Origin of the sequence: Tautonia plasticadhaerens (assembly GCF_007752535.1) — a bacterium.
GTDB classification, from domain to species: domain Bacteria; phylum Planctomycetota; class Planctomycetia; order Isosphaerales; family Isosphaeraceae; genus Tautonia; species Tautonia plasticadhaerens.
The window spans coordinates 3,190,506-3,207,590 of the sequence record NZ_CP036426.1 but is presented as its reverse complement, the minus strand read 5'-3'; the positions used below and the strand labels follow the sequence as shown (position 1 = coordinate 3,207,590).

Below are 17,085 nucleotides of genomic sequence, written 5' to 3'. Positions count from 1 at the left end.
CGGTGGCGGGCGTGGCGGGGCCGACCCGATGTCGGGCGATCCGGCGTCGTCTACGCATTTACGGACCCCGTCGCTCCGATCCGAGAATGGGGCGATCTCGACCCGGGTACGGGTTCGCGACCAGCGGGTCATGGTCGCCCTGGAACCCTCCTTGGGCGATGTCCGCGGCCCGGTGCATCGGGCGAGTCCCCGAGTGGGCAGGCGCAGGGGCGGCATCGCCCCCGGGCCCGTCGGACCTCCGCGATCACCGGCCTGGATCAGTTGCCGATCTCGATGGCGGCCGTGCGGCGATGCCGGGGTGTGGTCCGGGGACCGCCGCTCGATCAGCATCCCGGCGTTCGGATCGTGCCGATCCCGGCCGCCGGGTGGCCACGGCCGCGCTCCATCACCGCGGGAATCCCCTACTGCTGATCCCCGCCCGGATGACCTTCGGCCGGATGCTCGAAGACCTCGCTCATGGGCTCATTCGTCTCGTCCTGGAGGAGGCTGCGGCCGTCGGCGAGCTTGCCGAACAGGTAGTACAGGCCCGGGATGACCAGGACGCCGACCAGCGTGCCCATGAGCATGCCGCCGGCGCCCGTGGTGCCAATAGTGCGGTTGCCGATCGCCCCGGCACCGGTGGCAACCACCAGCGGGATGAGCCCGGCGATGAAGGCGAAGGAGGTCATCAGGATCGGCCGGAAGCGCAACTTCCCCGCCTCAACCGCCGCGGCCATGAGCGACTGGCCCTCCTGCCGCCGTTGCACGGCGAATTCGACGATCAAGATCGCGTTCTTCCCCAGCAGGCCGACCAGCATGATCAGACCAATCTGGGCGTAGACGTCGTTGGACATGCCCACAAGCTGCAGGAAGTAGAAGGAGCCGAAGACCCCGATCGGCAGCGAGAAGATCACGGCCAGCGGCAGGATGAAGCTCTCGTACTGGCCCACGAGTATGAGATAGACGAAGGCGACGACGATGAGGAAGATATAGATTGCCTCGTTCCCCTTCCTCGACTCGTCGTAGGACAGGCCGGCCCAACCGACGCCGTAGCCGCGTGGCAGCGTCTCGTCGGCGACCTCCTGGATCGCCTTTATGGCCTGTCCGGTGCTGTAGCCGGGAGCCGGAGCACCCTGGATGGTGGCCGACGGATAGAGGTTGTAACGGGTGATTTCATTCAAGCCTTGCTTCTTTTCGATCTTCATGAACGAGGAGTAGGGGACCATTTCGCCGGTCTCGTTCTTGACGAACAGGTTGTCCAGATCCGCCGAGAACCTCCTGGACTCGGGCTCCGCCTGGACGTAGACCTTGTAGAACTGGTTGAAGAGGATGAAGCCCTGCTCGTAGGTGCTACCGATGAGGATGTTCAGGTTATCCAGGGCCTTCCCGATCGACACGCCCTTCTGCATGGCCACGTCGTTGTCGATAACCAGCTCGTACTGCGGGTAGTCGGCGGCGAAGAACGTGAAAAGGTTGCTCAGCTCATCTCGTTCGCCCAAGGCGGCCATGAATTCGTCGGTCACTTCTCCGAGCCGCGTATAGTCGGACGTATTCGTCTTGTCGAGGAGCACCACCGAGATCCCACCGGCCGCGCCGAAGCCGGGGACCGCGGGGGGCTCGAAGAACTCGAGCTTCACGTTGCTGATCTGACGGCACCGTTCTTCGAGTTCCTCGATGATCTGGCGTGAGGTCTGTTGACGGTCGGACCAGTTCTTCAGGTTGATGATGCATGTCCCCGCGTTCGAGCCTCGCCCTTCTGTCAGGACCTCGTAGCCTGCCAACGAGGTGACCGAGGTGACCCCCTGGACCTCCTTGGCGATCGCCTCTAGCTCGTGGGACTTGGCATTGGTGTACTCGAGCGTCGAGCCCGGAGGGGTCTGGAGGACGGCGTAGATGATGCCCTGGTCCTCTCCCGGGATGAATCCAGAAGGAAGCCGCGTGTTGACGACGACGATGCCTGCGACAAAACCCCCGATGACGAGCATGGTCAGCATGCGGAGCGTGACGATGCGCCGCAGGATCCCCGCATAACCGGTCGTGACAATCTCGACGGCGCGGTCGAAGGGGCGTCGGACGAGGGGCAGGAGGATGAACAGGAAGCCCACCGGCCCCCAGAGTTCGTAGGCGAGATAGGTGACCCCTCCCAGGACCAGCAGGCCGCCGATGGCGTAGAGAAGAATGGCGCCCAACCCGCGCGACTTCTTCTCGCCGTTCTCGTGGCCGTTAATGTTCTCGTGGCCGTCGTCATGGGAGTGGGGTTTGAGGATCATCGCACAGAGGACGGGCGTCAGCGTCAGGGCCACGATCCCGGACAGGATGATGGACGTGGCCATCGTGATCCCGAACTGGCGATAGAAGGTGCCGACGGGTCCGGGAACGAACGTCACCGGGACAAAGACGGCCGTCATCACCAGAGTGATGGCAATGATTGCGCCCGAGATCTCGTGCAGGACCTCCATGGTCGCACGGTACGGCGGCAGGTGCTGCATCGCCATCTTGGCATGCACCGCCTCGACCACCACGATCGCGTCGTCGACAACGACACCGATCGCCAAGACCATGGCGAAGAGCGTGATCAGGTTGATCGATAGACCGAACAGCTGCAAGACGAAGAAGGTCCCGACCAGCGACACCGGGACGGCGAGGGTCGGGATCAAGGTGGACCGCAAGTCCCCGAGAAACATGAAGACGACCAGCGACACCAGGATGAACGCTTCGAGCAGGGTATGGAGCACTTTTTCGATGGACGCATCAACGAATTTAGAAACATCGTAAGCGATCTCGTAATCCATTCCGGGAGGGAACGTCTCCTGCTTGATCTGCTCGAGTTCGGTCTTGATCTGCTCGATGACGTCGGCGGCGTTGGAACCGGGCGACTGCTTCAGGATGATGGATGCCGCGGGATGACCGTTGATGTCCGAATATATATCGAAGAACTCTGATCCCAATTCGACGTCGGCGACATCCTTGAGCCGCAGGATCTCTCCCTCGGGATTGGCCTTCAGGATGATGTTGGCGTACTGCTCGGGCTTGTTGTAACGCCCGATCCAAGTCAGGACGTATTCGCGAGATTGAGACGTCCTGCCCGTTGCCTGGCCGAGCCGCCCGGGCGATCCGATGACGCTCTGTTCCGCCAAGGCCTCCATGACGTCTTCGGTGGATACTTTATAGGCGCGCATGCGCTCCGGTTTCAGCCAGACGCGCATCGCGAACGCACGGTTGCCAAGATTTCTGGGGATGCCCATGCCCGGGATTCGCTTGAGCACGGGCATGATGTTGACGTTGGCGAAGTTGAACAGGTCCTTCTGATCGGCGTTCGGATCCGTGCTGTAGATGTTTACGTACATCAGCATGCTGGGCACAACTTGGCTGACGAGGATCCCCTCCCGCACGACCAGGGGGGGGAGCCGACTTAGCATAATATTGACCCGATTTTGCACGTTGACCACATTGATGTTCGGATCCGTCCCCGGCTCGAAGTAGATCAGAATCGCCGCCTCGCCCGCACTGGTGGCGGAGGAGACCATGTACCGCATGTCCTGGACGCCGTTGATGGATTGTTCCAGCGGGATCAAGACCGCATCCACCAGGACATCCGCACTCGCACCCGGATAAGCGATGGAGACCTGGACGGTCGGCGGCGCGATATCGGGGAACTGCGCGATTGGAAGGGTCTCAATCCCCAGCACCCCAAGGAACAGGAGGATGATGGAGATCACGATGGCGAGCGCAGGCCGGTAGAGTATTTTCGTGAACATTTTTTAGAAAACTGTGGAGGGATCGTGTGTTAGGGGGAGGCGCCCGAGATGATCCTTCATTCCGCGTGGTACTTCTGGTGCCCGAGGACCTCTTCCGGCTCCTGAAACTCGTATTCGATCTCCTCGCCTTCGCGTACCTCACGGATCCCCTCGAGGACGATCTTGTCGGTCTCGGTCAGCCCGCTCTTGACGGTGAAGATATCGTCCTTCTCGTGCTCGATGGTGATCAGGCGCTGGTGCACGGCGCCGTCGTCTTCATTGCCCTCGTCGTCGTCGTCGTCGCCCTCGTCGTCGACTACGTGGTCGTCGTCGTCGACCACGTAGACGTAACGCTTATCGAGGATCTCGAAGGTCGCCCGCTGCGGGATGACGATGGCGCCCTCCAGCACTCGGTTGATCAGCACGGTGCCGGTTTGGCCGTGGCGGAGCAGGCGGTCAGGGTTGGGGAAGTCCGCCCGGAAGGGGATGTTCCCGGTCTCGTTGTTGAACTTGGCCTCGATCGCACCAATCTTGCCGACCTGCGAAAAAAGCTCGCCGTTGGCCAACTCAAGCTCGATTCGCTCATCCCGCCCGTCCTTCGCGCGGCTGTCCATGTATTCGAGATAGGCGGCCTCGGGCACGTTGAAGTAGACCCACATCACGCTGTTGTCGGACAACGTCGTGAGGACATCCCCTTCCCCGATCAGGCTGCCCAACTGCTGGTGCAGGCGATCGACGATGCCGTCGAACGGGGCGACGACGTTCGTGAAATTCAGTTCCGCCTTCGCCAGCGTCACCATGGCCTGGGCCTTGGACAGCTTGGCCTGGAGCAGCTTCACCTCGTTCTGGGAGACCACCTTCTTGTCGGCCAGGCTCTTGGTGTTGTTGTACTCCAGCTCCGCGAGCTGGGCCTCGGCCATCTCGGCGTCCAGCCTCGCCTGGTAGAGGGTCGGGAGGATCTTGAACATAAGATCGCCCTCCTTTACCACCTGTCCCTCACCTACCAGAATTTGCTCAAGATAACCGCTCTCCAGGGCGCAGACGTCGATATGTCGCCTGGAATGGATCTGGCAGACATAGGGCTGGGTGATGGTGACGTCCATCGCCTTGGGTCTGGTCACGATGATCGTGTGGTGCTCGCCGTGGTGGCCTTGCTCCTCGGGCTCGGCTGCCTCGGCAACGCCGCTGACACTGTCGAGGGCCCTGCTGCTGACGCGATCGAGCCAGGGGCCGATTCTGGCCGTGTCGATCGCCGGGACGTCGACGACGTCCATCATTGTGGCGGCCAGGACGCCGGCCGTTGCCAGGCCGAGGACGAGCAGGAGCGTCGTGATCGGCCGACGGCGGGCGTAGGCGAACGGATTCATGATCGAAATCCCTCAATCTGCGAAGTGCTCGGTTTTCCCGGGCCCACGCCGCGTGCGGGGATGCTCCCGGGCGGTCGACGAGACGAGCGGTCATCACCAATGGCCTACGGCGAGCCTGCGGCTGTCGTGCTAGCCAGACCGGGGACGCTCCCCGACCTCCAGGTCGATGCGATCGCGCCAAGGCTCAGGGGCTGGACGTGTTCGGGCGACCCGTCAGGGGCGGCGGAGCGACGCACGCAAAGTGATCGGGTCGGCCGTCGGCGGGACCGAGGAGGGGGTCGCCGATGGGCGAAGGCGCGGCGGGACCGAGGAGGTCACACTTCAACAACGAAGTGGGATGGCGAACGTCCTCGACGATCGACCCAGGAGGGAGCCGGAACGCACCTTGGGCGGCACGGACGGCACGATGGAGGCGGGCGAGGCGAGGCAGGAGGACGAGTCGAACGACTCCTCCTCGGTCTCCTCGATGAGGCCGGAGTGCTCCTCGACGAGGAACGCCCCGACAGGCGCGGCTGACGTGAAGGCCACTGCGGAGCCGCCAGAAGTGACGACGGTCTTCCGAGCGAGGGAATCCGGATGGAGGCGGGTGTTTGTCGCCTGCGGGGTCCCGGTCGGCGACGAGAGTGCGCACATCAGCAGTGCGATGCCGGAGAGACAGCAGCTTGTCGCGATTGGAAGCCTTGTCACTTGCCCCTCTATTCGGTGGCGCAGGACAACACAGTTTAAAATTAATAGGCGCAACCAGACGACCTGTCAAGTCCGGCATTTCCGGCTCGGAAGCCACTGATCAGGGGTCTCGAGCTTCTTCTGGGGGGATTCCCCAGGCAGACCCGGGCATGTCGGCGGCTGCGTTATTTGGGGCAAGAATCGCGACTCGGGAGTGCCGCGTGGTCCGTGCCGGCCGGGCTGGCACCGCGGCGAGCTCGGCGGCCCGCCCCCTCGACCCCACTCCCACGCCACGGTGCGCTTCTTCCCTCCACGCCGACCGCCTGGTATCCTCGGCATCGTCTCCGCGAGGGGCGGCCATGGCTCCCTACCACCGCCGGGTGGACATCCTGATCCCGCTGTACCTCGCCCTGGCCGCGGCCTGGGCCTCGGCTACCTTGTGGCTCGCCCCGGACCTCTCCCTCATCGACGCCGGGCTGATGGCCTGGGCCCTCAGCCTTGCGCTCGCCCTGACGCTGCGCCGATGGGACCGCCGCACCGCTGCCCGGCGACCGCCCGGGGATCGGTCGCCGGGCCGATTCTCGAGCAACTCCTTGCTCCTCGTCGCGACCGCCTTCCTCGCCGTCACGGTCCTCGCCGGTGCGGTCCACGACTACGCCCTCTACCTCCGGTTCTGGGCGGTCGTCCGCATGGGCGGCGACCCCTGGTTCGTCGAGCACGGCTACTGGGGAGCCTACCCCCCCAACGCCTACGGCCCCCTGTTCAACGCGCTGGCCCCCCTCGCGGCGGTCAACCCCCTGGCCCCCAAGCTGCTCTTCGCCGCCGCCTACGGCGCCGCCGCCGTCGCCCTGCTCAAGCACCTCGCCGACGGACGACGGACGTCGCCGCTCGCGGTCGCGGGGCTGATGGCCTGGGCCTGGGGCCCTTACGCCTGGGTCGAGGTCGCCATCCGCGGCCACTTCGACGTCCTGGTCGGCCTGGCCGCCATCGCCGCCGTGCACGCCCGTCGGAAGGATCGCGACCTGCCCTGCGCCGTCGCACTGGCCGCCGGGACGCTCCTGAAGTTCTTCCCGATCGTGCTGCTTCCCTTCCTCGCCCTCGACCGCGGGCGGCTCCGGGTCCGTCTCCTCGCCACCTCGGCCGGCCTGATCGCCCTGGGCCTGGGGCTCAGCTGGCTGGTCTGGGGTCCGTCGACGTTCCGGCCGCTGGGCTTCGCCGCGGGACGCTCCTCGTCCTACCTGTCGATCTTCCGTTTCCTCCGGGGGCGGTACTCCCCGCTCCGCGGGCCGCTGCCCGATCCGGACCTCGACCGGCTGGCCGGGCCCGCCCTCGCCCTGGGGTTGCTGGGGGCGTGGGTGTGGTGCCGCGCCCGCCACCCCGAGCCGGAGTCGGCCGCCGTCCTGGCCGCCCTGACGACACTGCTGCTCAGCCAGAACGGCTTGCCTCAGTACCAGATGGTGCCGCTGATGCTCGCCTCATACTGGGTCGCCCAGGACTGGAGTCGCCTCCGTCGCCGGGCGGCGCTGGCGGCCGCGCTGCTGGGCTACTTCGGCTGGATCTCCGCCTTCGAGGTGGCGTATCTGCTGATCGGCGACGGCTCGACTTGGCTGGAGGACGTGGTGGGCTTGCCGACGTTCGCCCTGGGATGCGTGCTGGCGGCCGCCGTGGTGCGCTCGGAGCCGGCCGTCCGCCTCACTCCCCGGTGATGTCGAGGACCGCCGGGGCCCCCTCGGGCCGATGGCAATCCCCGTCGAGGGATCCCGAATCCATTTCCGAGGGTGCTCCTTCCATGTCAGAGGACGAATCGCTGAACCAGCGGGCATGACAGGCTGGGGGCTCGCCCCACCCCCGTGGCCGCAACGCCCGCCCATCAGCGAGTGCGCCAAGAGCCCCGTCGGCTCGGGGTGTCCTCGGCCGGCCTGGTTCTGGCACCGATCCCCCCGGTTTCTTTCGCTGCTCTCAGCTCGACTGATGCGGATTTCGCGGGCCCGCCTCGGCGGTAGCATGGGGAGTTGAAGCGGCTTCCCACGACCACCGATCGAGGACGGGCCCGCCATGATCCTACTGGCGTTTTGCAACGTCGTCGGGGACGGCGGTAAAATAGGGGAAATCGGTCCCTTCCGCCCCCGTTTCGCTCCGGCGCAGTTGGACTGCGGAGCATGCGATCATGCCGGGCATCGTCGAGTATCCCAGGCTCATCCAGGACGCCCTGGGGCACTACGGCGACCTCTTCGAGAACCGGTGCCAGCGGCGTCACTTCGCCGAGTACCTCACCGGACTGATCGTCGCCGAGCGCAAGGCCGTCCTGGGCATCCATGGCGAGTTCGCCCGGACCACCGACCAATCCTGCCTCAATCGCTTCCTCACCGAGGCCCCCTGGGACGTCCAGGACCTCAACGAGCGGCGGTTGGAGCAACTCCAGAAGGACCCCTCCACCCGCTACAGCGACCAGGGCGTCATCCCGATCGACAATACCCTGATCGACCGGGACGGGATGTTGATCCCCGACGCCGGCTGGTACCGGGACCATGCCGAGGATCGCTACAAGGTCGCCCAGGACTACCTGTTCATCAACTGCGTCTGCACCAGCGGCAAGCACTATCCCCCGGAGTTCCGCCCCGTCCGCAAGGAGGGGGTCTGTCAGGCCATCGGTGAGCCGTTCCGCAGCCATACCGCCCTTTGCCGCGAGTTGATCGACTGGGTGTGTGAGCGGGACATCCCCGGCGACTTCACGATGGACTGCTACTTCACCAGCGTCAAGGTCCTCAACCACATCCACGGCAAGGCGGATCGGTTCGGGCGGCCCCGGGGCTACGTCGGCGACCTGAAGAGCAACCGCAAGGTGCAGTGGAAGGGCAAGGTCATCAAGGTCAGCGAACTGGCGGCCTCGATCCCGCCGGAGGATCGGAAGGGGTTGCGGATCAGGGATCGGCGGCAGTGGTACTTCACCGTGACGCTGCATATCCCGGAGGTGAACCACAAGGTGCGGGTCGTGATCCTCTGGCGGTATCGCCAGGACCCGGAGCCGATCAAGCTCCTGGTCACCAACCGGATCACCTGGGAGGTGAGTCGGATCGTGCGGGTGTACCGGCATCGCTGGACGGGCACGGAGACCTCCCATCGGGACGGCGAGCAGCAACTCGGACTGGGCGACTGTCAGCTACGTGATCACTAGGGCCAGACCCGGCACATGTACCCGGTCATGCTGGCGTACAGCCTGCTCATGGGTCAGTTGAAGCAGGGCCGTGCGAAGGAGTGGGCGTTCCATCGGCTGATGACCATCGGCGAAGCCTGTCGAGCGATGGTGAAGGAGGCCCTGCGCACGACGCTCTCCTGGGCGATCGAGCAGGTCACCGAGCGAGGGCTCCCCTTCGAGCATGTCGTGGCACAGCTGCGCATAACTTGAAGTTGCAAAACGCCAGTTCCTACCACCCGAAGCCCTGCCGTCGCCCCAGGCGCTCGCCCCCGCCTTCTCACAGCCGACCTTCACGCGCTTCGCGCCGCTGATGGGGGCTGCGATCTTGGTCACCGGCCGTCGCACCGTCGCCAACCTGATGCGGATCGCCGCGCCGATGGCCGCCGGGCATGTCACAACGTCTCGACGCGTCCTCTCCTCGGCCTCGTGGTCGGCCATGCAGACGGCCTGCGGCACCTGCCGGCTGGTCCTGACGCTCGTGCCCGACGATTGTCCCGAGTCGGAAGTCCGTTTACAAACCCGCTTGATGCGGTTGGGGATCAGGCCGGCGTCTGCGGCCCACACGAACGGCTTGGGGTCCGCGTTGTGGTGCTCCAGGTACCCTCGGATCGCCGCCTCCAACGCCGCCACGCTGCGGAACACGCCGCGTCGGATCCGCGTCTCGGTGATCTCCGCGAAGAACCGCCCGACCGGGTTCAGCCAAGAGCTGCGGGTCGGAGTGAAGTGCGGGTGGTACTCAGGGGGCCGCAGGAACCATCGCTCCACCGCCGGCGTCTCGTGGGTCGCGTAGTGGTCCAGCACCAGGTGGACCTCCACGCCCGGCTCGCGCGGGACGCGGGCGTGGACCTCGTCCAGGAACCGCAGGAACCCCTTCGCGCGGTGCCTCCGGTGGCACCGACCGATCACCTCGCCGGTAGCCACGTCCAGGGCCGCGAACAGCGATGTGGTCCCGTTGCGGACGTAGTCGTGGGTAGGCCGCCCGGCCTGCCCCGGCGTCATCGGCAGCAGCGGCTGGGTCCGGCCCAGGGCCTGGACCTGGCTCTTCTCGTCGACGCACAGGGCGATCGCCCGCTCCGGCGGGCTCATGTACAGCCCGACGACGTCGCGGACCTTCGCGACGAAGAACGGGTCGGTCGAGAGCTTGGAGGTCTCGCGGAGGTGCGGCTTCAGCCCGAACGAGCGCCAGATCCGCCCGACGGCCGTCTGGGACATGCCGGCGGCCTCGGCCATGCCGCGGGTACTCCAGTGCGTGGCCGACTCGGGCTTGGTCTCCAGCGTCCCGGTGACGACCCGCTCGACGTCGGCGTCGGCGATCGTGCGCGGCGCGCCGGGGCGGGGCTCGTCGGCCAGCCCCTCCAGGCGTCGCTCGACGAACCGCCGCCGCCGGGTGCCAACGGTGGCCGAGCAGACGCGGGGCCTGGCGGCGACCGCCTCGTTCTCCAGCCCCTCGGCGCAGGCCGGGACGATGCGGGCGCGGGTGGCGCGCCGCAGGGTGCTCTTGGGGCGGCTCGCCCAGGTCGTCAACGTCTGCCGCTCGTCGTCGCTCAGGACCAGCTCGGCCAACGGTCGCGCCATGTTGGGGTCTCCTTTGGGGAGACTCTACCGGGCGAACGGCGAGGGCGCAAGGTTATTCAACGGATTTCCGACTCAGGACACTAGTCGGCAATGACACGGTCGAGAGCCACCCCGGTCGCAAGGCCTATGGCAAGGCCCGTCACCGCGACCCGGTCCGCCCCAGCCACGGCGACACCGCCTGGCAGTACGGCCACGAGTGGGTCGTCCCGGCCGTCCTGGTCCGCTTCCCCTGGGCCACCCGACCCCGGGACCTGCCGGGACTCGTGGACCTGGACCGCTCCGAGGAGGATGACCGGCTCCGCCGCCGCCCGCACCGCACGCCGGCGCAAATCATGGCCCCGTCCCTGCGGGTGATGCTCCTATGGTCCCCGGACCGGAGCTTCGGCTTCGTCGGCGACGCCGGCTCCGGCGCCCACGAACTGGCCCGGTTCGTCCACCGTCATCGGGCCCGACTGGCGAGGGTCCGCAAGCTGCACCCCGAGGCGAACCTGTTTGAGCAGCCCCCGACGTACAAGTGCAACGGCCGGCTGCCGGTCAAGGGCATCCGGCTCCCCAAGCCCAGCCGGGCGACGGCGTCGGCCGAGTCGCGTGCCGGGGCGGTCGCATGGTACGGCGGCGGGCGGCGGGAGGTCGGGCTCGCCGGCGGCACGGGGCACTGGTACGAGACAGGCGAGGGGCCGGTGCCGATCGCCTGGGTGTTCGTCCGCGACCGGACTGGAACCCATCGCGACGAATACTTCTTCAGCACCGATCCGGGTATGGATTCGACGGCGATGGTCACCGCCTAGACCGGCCGCTGGAACCTGGAGACCACACCCCAAGAGGCCCGCCGCCATCTCGGATTGGAGTCGACCCGGGGCCGGTGTCGACGGACGGTCCTGCGGACGGCGCCGTGCCTGTTCGGGCTGTAGACAGCGGTGGCCCTGCCGTATCAGGCCCTGCCCGAGTCGGAGCGGGAGGGCGGGGTGCGTTGGCTGGGCAAGTCCGGCGTGAGGTTCTCGGATGGGCTGACGGCGGTGCCTCGCTGGCTGTGGCGGGAGTGGGGTTTTCCCCCAGGCCGGGGGAGCGACGGCCATCGAAGAACTCCCCCGACCGTTACAGGACGTCCTGTTCTACGCGTTGGTGCCAGCGGCATAGCTCCAGGGAATCTGCATCAGTCGAGCTCAGTCCCCATGAACGAACCGGCCCTCTTGATGGCCGTGGACCGGATCGTCGGTGGAGTCGAAGTCGAGGATCAGGTACTCAGGAGGCTCGGGGTGGGCGGCGATGAACTGGTCGACCAGCGCGGCGGCGATGCGGACCAGCGTGGCGCGGTCGATGCGGTCCTCCAGCAGGCAGAGGGTTGCTGGCGAGGTCAGCGGCAAATCGGCCTCGGGGGCCGCCCGATAGTGCATCCTGGTTTCTGGAAATCCCCCGCCCGCCTGGGCGAGGGCTCGGCTTGAAGCGGCGGGTCACCGCCGGTCCCCCCGGAAAGTGCCGACCGACCCCAGGGAGACCGCCGCCGATGACCCACCAGGATCAACCTGCCGCCATCGACGAGGTCATGGAACTGCTGGCCGAGCATGGCTCCGACGGCCTGGCCCAGGCCATCGGCGTCCTGCGCGACGAGCTCATGGAGCGGGAGCGGACCCAGGCCCTCGGGGCCGCCCCCCACCGGCGATCCGAGGCACGCAAGGGCTCCGCCAACGGCTCCAAGCCCGAGACGCGGCACACCCCGATGGGGCCGATCGCCGTCCGGGTGCCGCAGGCCCGAGGCCTCGACTCCTATGCCTCGGCGTTGGAGAGGGGCGTCCGCAGCGAGCGGGCGTCGAAGCCGGCCGTCGCCGAGAGGGACGGGCCGGGCGTCTCGACCGGCAAGGGGGCCGCCATCGCCGAGCGGCCCCGCGGGTCGGAGGTCACCGGCAGTCAGGTCAGCCGGGCCGCCGGGGCCCTCGACGAGGGACCGGAGGGGTGGCGGGGCCGCCCGCCGGGGGAGGCGCCGTACCCGATCCCGGATGCCCGCGGCGAGGAGGTCCGCCTCGGCGGCTCGATCGTCTCGTGTGCGGTGCTGACGGCCATCGGCATCGATCCCGGGGGCCGGCGGTCGATCCCCGGGGTCGGCGTCTCGATGGCGGAGGCGGAGGTCCACTGGCGGGGCTTCCCGGCCTCGCTGCAGGCCCGTGGGCCGCACGGGGTCGAGATGCCCGCCGGCGACGCCCACGCCGGCCGGGAGCAGGCCCTGGCCGCCCGGCTGACCGGCGTGCCGCGGCGGCGGGGCCAGTCCCCCCCGGCGGAGGACGCCCCGGCCTACGTGCCGAGGCCGTCGCTGCCGCCGGAGGTCGCCGCCGGCCCGCGGGCGGTCTTCGACGCCCCGGATCGCGGCGAGGCCGAGCGGCGACTGGGCCTGGCGGCGAGGAGGTGCCGGGCCGTGGCCCCGAAGCCGGCCGAGTGGCCGGAGCAGGACGTGCCGGAGGGGCTGACCATCTTGACGCTGCCGCCGGGCCGCCGGCGGCGGCTGCGGACGAGCGACATGCCGGAGCGGCTGAACGAGGAGGTGAGCCGGCGGACGCAGGTGGCGGGGTTGTCCCCGAACGAGGGATCAGTCCTGCGGCTGGTCAGTGCGGTGGCGATGGGGATCAGCGAGGGCTGGGAGACAGGGGGGAGACGTTTGGCGACGGGACCGGGGTGACCTGTCCGCCTTCAGGCCGGGAATTTACAGAAAGGGGGTTGCACGATCGGCCGCCCGGCCGCCAATAGAAGCACCGGGTCGTCGCGGAGGGTGGTGTATTCGTTGAGGTCCTCATAGTCGCAGGCGATGGCGACGATTCGTTGGGCGAGCAGGGCGCGCTGCTCGTGGACGATCAACTCCGGCAGCCGCGGGTCGGAGATTCCCCGATCGAGGGCGTCGAGGAGGCCCAGGCGGCGTTCGAGCTCGCGGAGCAGCAGGGCGCCGGCGTCGGTGGTGAGCCGGCCGCCGCGGAAGTCGGCGACGACGGACTTGCGCCCGAGGCTGGCGAAGAGGAGAGTCTCGGCGGTACAGCCTGTCATGGCGGAGGCCTTGCACATGGAGGGGTTCGGATCGTGCGAACCCAAACCCTACGAGGAGTAAGGCCACCGCACAATTCAAAGTGCGGCCCGGGCATGCAACATCCGGGCTAGGGGCGAATGCCACGAAGTTATTGACTCCATCCTGGCCAAAGAAACACCTGGGCGGTTTGCGGCGTAGTACCGGTATGAGGCCCATCGGGACCGCAGGCGAACTGGAACGCCGCCGTCGCCGAGCCGTCGAACTGATGCAGCAGGGCGAGTCCCCCACCGTCATCGCTCGCATCCTCGGCGTCTGCCGTACCTCGTTGTATCGCCGGCTCGGCATGGCCAAGGACTCCCCCGAGGCCCTGGCCGCCAGGCCGCATCCCGGCCCGACGCCCCGGCCCTCCGACGAGCGGCTCCGGGAGCTCGAGGACTTGCTGCCGCGGGGGGCCAGGGCCCACGGCTGGCCCAACGACCCGTGGAGTGCCCAGCGGGTCGCCGAGGTCATCCGCCGCCGCTTCGGCGTCACCTACCACGTCGAGCACGCCCGCAAGCTCATCCGACGGCGGCTGAACCGGGCCGGCCAGAGGCCGCAGAGGCGGGCCAAGCAGCGCAACGAGGAGGGGATCGCCCGCTGAAGGGCCGAGGTGCTGCGCCGGATCGTCGAGCGGGCCGAGCAGCGGAAGGCCCGACTCGCCTTCCTCGACGGGTCGGGGTCCCCGCTCGAGCCGGTGGCCCGCCGCACCTACGCCCCCGGGGGAAAGGCCCCGATCCAGGGGGCGTGGCATCGCAAGGGCCGGATCTCGGCGATCGGCGCCGTGGCCGTCAGCCCGGCGCTCCGGCGGCCCAACCTCGTCTTCCGGTTGCTGCCGGACGACGCCAACGCCCACGGGGAGGACACGGTCTCCTTCCTGGCCCGGCCCCGGGGCCGGCCCCGGGGGCCGATGACGATCCTCCGGGACCGGGGCGGGATCCATAAGCGGTCGAGGGTGGTGGAGGCGTACCAGGCCAAGCATCCGGGGATCGAGGCCGAGGACTTCCCCGGCTACGCCCCGGATGCGAATCCGGACGAAGGGGTGTGGGGCGACACCGAGTACCCGCGATTGCCGAGCTATGCGCCCGAGGACACCCGAGAGCTCCGGCTCCGGCTGTGGGACGAGTCCTCGGCCTTGCGGCAGCGACCGAACCTGCTTCTCGGCCTTGCGGCAGCGACCGGACCTGCCGGCCTCGTTCATCCGCCACGCCGGGATCCCACTCCGGTTGGAGTCCTTGTCTCTTTGGCAAGGCTGGGCTCAGTAGTTATCCAGGCAATCCCGTATAAGGCAATAACGGCCGGGTGAGGTTCGGAGAGAATCGATGCCCTGGAAGCAACACGGAGGCCGGTCGTTCTTCGGGGCCATCCAAGTTCAAGTTCCAAGTCTCTGTTAAGCTGGCATGGTCCGACATCGCCTCATGGAGGTCCGGCCCGTGCCCCAGCCGCAGGAAGTCCACCAGTGCCAGTGCCCCGGATGCCTCGGCCCGGGGCCCCATCCCGACCGGGAACTCCACCGGCAGATGAACCTGCTGCTCAGCCGCCTCGACGAGCAGCAACGCCGCTGGTACGCCGCCGTCGAGAGCGCCAAGCTCGGACATGGCGGCGACCGGGCCGTCTCCCGGATCACCGGCCTGCACGTCGACACGATCCGCAGGGGTCGTGAAGAACTCGCCGCCTCGCTGGAGGGCCGCCCCGCCGACCGGGTCCGCCTCCCCGGCGGGGGGCGGCCCGCCCTCGAAAAAAGGTCCCCGAGATCATCCCGACGCTCCTGAGCCTCGTCGGCCCCCGGACCGGCGGCGACCCGATGGGCGAGGCGAAGTTCGTCCGCCGCAGCCTCGCCGCCCTCGGCACGGAGCTGGCCGATCACGGCTTCGCGGCCTGCCCGACGACCGTGGCCCGGCTGCTGCGGGCCGAGGGCTACTCGCCCCGGATCAACGTCAAGCGGTTCACCGGGCCGGACCACCCCGAGCGGGACCGGCAGTTCCGCAACATCGAGGAGTGGATCGCCATCTTCCGGGGGCTGGGACAGCCGATCATCAGCGTCGACGGCAAGAAGAAGGAACTGGTCGGCAACTTCAAGAACGCCGGGGCCGCCTGGCTCCGAGAGCCCGAGGAGGTCAATGTCTATGACTTCCTCAGCGATGCCGAGTGTCGGGCGACCCCCTACGGCATCTACGACGTGCTCTCGGGCCGGGGGCACGTCTGCGTCGGCAGCTCGGCGGATACCCCGGCCTTCGCCGTCGAGGCGATCGGCTCGTGGTGGGCACGCCACGGCTCGGAGCGATACCGGGGGGCCGACGAGCTGCTGATCCTGGCCGACGGCGGCGGCAGCAACGGCCACCGGCCCCGGCTCTGGAAGGCCGCCCTTCAGGAGCGGATCGCCGACCGCTACGGGCTCCACGTGACCGTCTGCCACTACCCGACCGGGGCGTCGAAGTGGAACCCGGTCGAGCCCCGGCTCTTCGGCCCGGTGAGCATCAACTGGGCGGGGCAGCCGCTGCGGAGACTGGAGACGATGCTGGGCTGGGTCCGAGGGACGACCGTCGGGGGCTTCGGGGTGACGGCGAGCCTGGACCGTGCGGAGTACCCGAGGAAGGTGAAGGTGCCCGAGGCCGTGATGAGGCGGCTGGACCTGGAGCGGCATGGAGTCTGCCCGGAGTGGAACGACACGATCGGCCCCGGAAGACGGAACTCCAGGGCGGACGGCGTTCAGCGAGAACTTGGAAGTAGTTCTTGGATGGCCACTTCGACGAGAGTCGTAGGGAGGGTCGGCGCGTCCGGTCAGTCTACGTCGGCTCGGGCCCGCTGGCCGGGCTGGTGATCGAGAGGCTTACGGTTAGACGGACGGCCCGACAAACGGATCGGAGGCATGACCGCGCCCGGCGAGCGGCCGAGGCGACCGAGGAGCGGGCGTTCGACGACCTGTTCGACCTGTCCCGAGACCTGGCCGAGTGGGCCCTCCGATCGGCCGGCTTCCACCGACCGAACCGAGGCCCTTGGCGACGGAGGCGACGACCCATGAGCGAGACGACCCCCGAGACGGCCCGGCCGGCGCCACCGCCGGTCGAGCCCCTGGGATTGCGGCAGACGATGGAGAAGGCCATGCTCGATCGCGTCGTCGGCTCGGCGACGGGCGATCGGAAAGTCCAGGACGCCCGGGACGCCGCCAAGGCGTTCAGGGCCGACCTCCTGGCCTTCGCCGGGGAGCTGGCCGGCCCGTCGCCGTCGCCCCTCGTGCGGGCCCTGGCCTTCGCCGCCGCGGTGGCCTACTTCGATTGGGTCCACGCCGGCTTCCACGATCGCGGGCACCATCGCGATCGGGCCGTCGAGCGGGCCGAGCGGCGGTTCCAGCGGGCCGCGAAGACGCTCAATGCCGTGCAACGCCACATGCCCGAGTCGTTCATGGCGATCCAGATCGACATGAGTGGCCCGCGGTGAGAGCCGCCTCGCCTTGCCCGGGAACACCCGAAGGATGCTCGACAGGGTCGCGGGGCGAGTACGCGTGGCGTCGGCCGCGACTTG

13 protein-coding genes and 2 pseudogenes are annotated in these 17,085 nt (G+C 68.1%); 10 read left to right on the top strand and 5 right to left on the bottom strand.

Annotated elements, in window-relative coordinates:
- Nucleotides 1-401 precede the first annotated feature (401 nt).
- Both ElP_RS39585 and ElP_RS12630 read right to left on the bottom strand, forming a co-directional pair.
- Nucleotides 402-3,737, bottom strand: coding sequence for an efflux RND transporter permease subunit (locus tag ElP_RS39585; RefSeq protein WP_145269754.1), 3,336 nt, complete (start codon nucleotides 3,735-3,737; stop codon nucleotides 402-404).
- Nucleotides 3,738-3,793: 56 nt separating this feature from the next.
- Nucleotides 3,794-5,083, bottom strand: coding sequence for an efflux RND transporter periplasmic adaptor subunit (locus ElP_RS12630; protein WP_145269753.1), 1,290 nt, complete (start codon nucleotides 5,081-5,083; stop codon nucleotides 3,794-3,796).
- A 337-nt stretch (nucleotides 5,084-5,420) separates the two neighbouring features.
- Between ElP_RS12630 and ElP_RS12625 the strand changes: the two genes are divergently transcribed.
- The 3 genes and pseudogenes from ElP_RS12625 (at nucleotide 5,421) to ElP_RS12615 (ending at nucleotide 9,155) form a co-directional block, all read left to right on the top strand.
- The gene (locus ElP_RS12625) at nucleotides 5,421-5,870 is read left to right on the top strand and encodes a hypothetical protein (protein ID WP_145269751.1); all 450 of its coding nucleotides are present in this window, start codon (nucleotides 5,421-5,423) and stop codon (nucleotides 5,868-5,870) included.
- Between the two features lie 238 nt (nucleotides 5,871-6,108).
- Entirely contained in the window at nucleotides 6,109-7,455 is a 1,347-nt protein-coding gene (locus tag ElP_RS12620) for a glycosyltransferase family 87 protein (protein ID WP_197446934.1), read from the top strand.
- A 461-nt stretch (nucleotides 7,456-7,916) separates the two neighbouring features.
- A pseudogene (locus ElP_RS12615) lies at nucleotides 7,917-9,155 on the top strand (IS701 family transposase).
- Between the two features lie 285 nt (nucleotides 9,156-9,440).
- Here ElP_RS12615 and ElP_RS12610 read toward each other — a convergent pair.
- Nucleotides 9,441-10,520: pseudogene (locus tag ElP_RS12610) on the bottom strand (IS630 family transposase); the annotation flags it as partial.
- Between the two features lie 263 nt (nucleotides 10,521-10,783).
- Here ElP_RS12610 and ElP_RS37950 point away from each other — a divergent pair.
- A complete protein-coding gene (locus ElP_RS37950; protein WP_197446933.1) occupies nucleotides 10,784-11,308 on the top strand; it encodes a hypothetical protein in 525 nt (174 codons plus the stop codon).
- 375 nt (nucleotides 11,309-11,683) lie between these two features.
- Here the strand turns inward: ElP_RS37950 and ElP_RS12600 are convergent, their stop codons facing one another.
- Nucleotides 11,684-11,914, bottom strand: a complete 231-nt coding sequence (locus ElP_RS12600; protein ID WP_145269747.1) for a transposase — start codon at nucleotides 11,912-11,914, stop codon at nucleotides 11,684-11,686.
- Nucleotides 11,915-12,024: 110 nt separating this feature from the next.
- On the opposite strand from ElP_RS12600, the gene ElP_RS12595 reads away from it, so the two are divergent.
- Nucleotides 12,025-13,188 carry an IS256 family transposase gene (locus ElP_RS12595; protein WP_145269745.1) on the top strand — a complete coding sequence of 388 codons (1,164 nt, stop codon included), beginning with the start codon at nucleotides 12,025-12,027 and terminating at the stop codon, nucleotides 13,186-13,188.
- Between the two features lie 11 nt (nucleotides 13,189-13,199).
- Here the strand turns inward: ElP_RS12595 and ElP_RS12590 are convergent, their stop codons facing one another.
- Nucleotides 13,200-13,547: a transposase gene (locus tag ElP_RS12590; RefSeq protein WP_197446932.1), complete on the bottom strand. Its 348-nt coding sequence runs from the start codon at nucleotides 13,545-13,547 to the stop codon at nucleotides 13,200-13,202.
- A gap of 185 nt (nucleotides 13,548-13,732) precedes the next feature.
- Here ElP_RS12590 and ElP_RS12585 point away from each other — a divergent pair, with 185 nt between their 5' ends.
- From ElP_RS12585 to ElP_RS12565, 5 genes are all read left to right on the top strand, one after another.
- The gene (locus ElP_RS12585) at nucleotides 13,733-14,167 is read left to right on the top strand and encodes a winged helix-turn-helix domain-containing protein (protein ID WP_145269741.1); all 435 of its coding nucleotides are present in this window, start codon (nucleotides 13,733-13,735) and stop codon (nucleotides 14,165-14,167) included.
- A gap of 9 nt (nucleotides 14,168-14,176) precedes the next feature.
- Nucleotides 14,177-14,869: a transposase gene (locus ElP_RS12580; RefSeq protein WP_145269739.1), complete on the top strand. Its 693-nt coding sequence runs from the start codon at nucleotides 14,177-14,179 to the stop codon at nucleotides 14,867-14,869.
- Nucleotides 14,870-14,996: 127 nt separating this feature from the next.
- Nucleotides 14,997-15,335, top strand: coding sequence for a hypothetical protein (locus ElP_RS12575; protein ID WP_145269738.1), 339 nt, complete (start codon nucleotides 14,997-14,999; stop codon nucleotides 15,333-15,335).
- Nucleotides 15,317-16,384 carry an ISAzo13 family transposase gene (locus ElP_RS12570; RefSeq protein ID WP_145269736.1) on the top strand — a complete coding sequence of 356 codons (1,068 nt, stop codon included), beginning with the start codon at nucleotides 15,317-15,319 and terminating at the stop codon, nucleotides 16,382-16,384. Before ElP_RS12575 ends, ElP_RS12570 begins: the two co-directional genes overlap by 19 nt.
- Before the next feature lie 197 nt (nucleotides 16,385-16,581).
- Nucleotides 16,582-17,001 carry a hypothetical protein gene (locus ElP_RS12565; protein WP_145269734.1) on the top strand — a complete coding sequence of 140 codons (420 nt, stop codon included), beginning with the start codon at nucleotides 16,582-16,584 and terminating at the stop codon, nucleotides 16,999-17,001.
- The last annotated feature ends 84 nt before the right edge of the window (nucleotides 17,002-17,085 follow it).

What these genes read in the sequence shown, in the direction of transcription:
- ElP_RS12585 (WP_145269741.1), top strand. Translation starts at nt 13,733, where the DNA reads ATGAGGCCCATCGGGACCGCAGGCGAACTGGAACGCCGCCGTCGCCGA.
- ElP_RS12565 (WP_145269734.1), top strand. Translation starts at nt 16,582, where the DNA reads ATGAGCGAGACGACCCCCGAGACGGCCCGGCCGGCGCCACCGCCGGTC.
- ElP_RS12595 (WP_145269745.1), top strand. Translation starts at nt 12,025, where the DNA reads ATGACCCACCAGGATCAACCTGCCGCCATCGACGAGGTCATGGAACTG.
- ElP_RS12600 (WP_145269747.1), bottom strand. Translation starts at nt 11,914, where the DNA reads ATGCACTATCGGGCGGCCCCCGAGGCCGATTTGCCGCTGACCTCGCCA.
- ElP_RS12625 (WP_145269751.1), top strand. Translation starts at nt 5,421, where the DNA reads ATGGCGAACGTCCTCGACGATCGACCCAGGAGGGAGCCGGAACGCACC.
- ElP_RS12590 (WP_197446932.1), bottom strand. Translation starts at nt 13,547, where the DNA reads ATGACAGGCTGTACCGCCGAGACTCTCCTCTTCGCCAGCCTCGGGCGC.
- ElP_RS39585 (WP_145269754.1), bottom strand. Translation starts at nt 3,737, where the DNA reads ATGTTCACGAAAATACTCTACCGGCCTGCGCTCGCCATCGTGATCTCC.
- ElP_RS12620 (WP_197446934.1), top strand. Translation starts at nt 6,109, where the DNA reads ATGGCTCCCTACCACCGCCGGGTGGACATCCTGATCCCGCTGTACCTC.
- ElP_RS12630 (WP_145269753.1), bottom strand. Translation starts at nt 5,083, where the DNA reads ATGAATCCGTTCGCCTACGCCCGCCGTCGGCCGATCACGACGCTCCTG.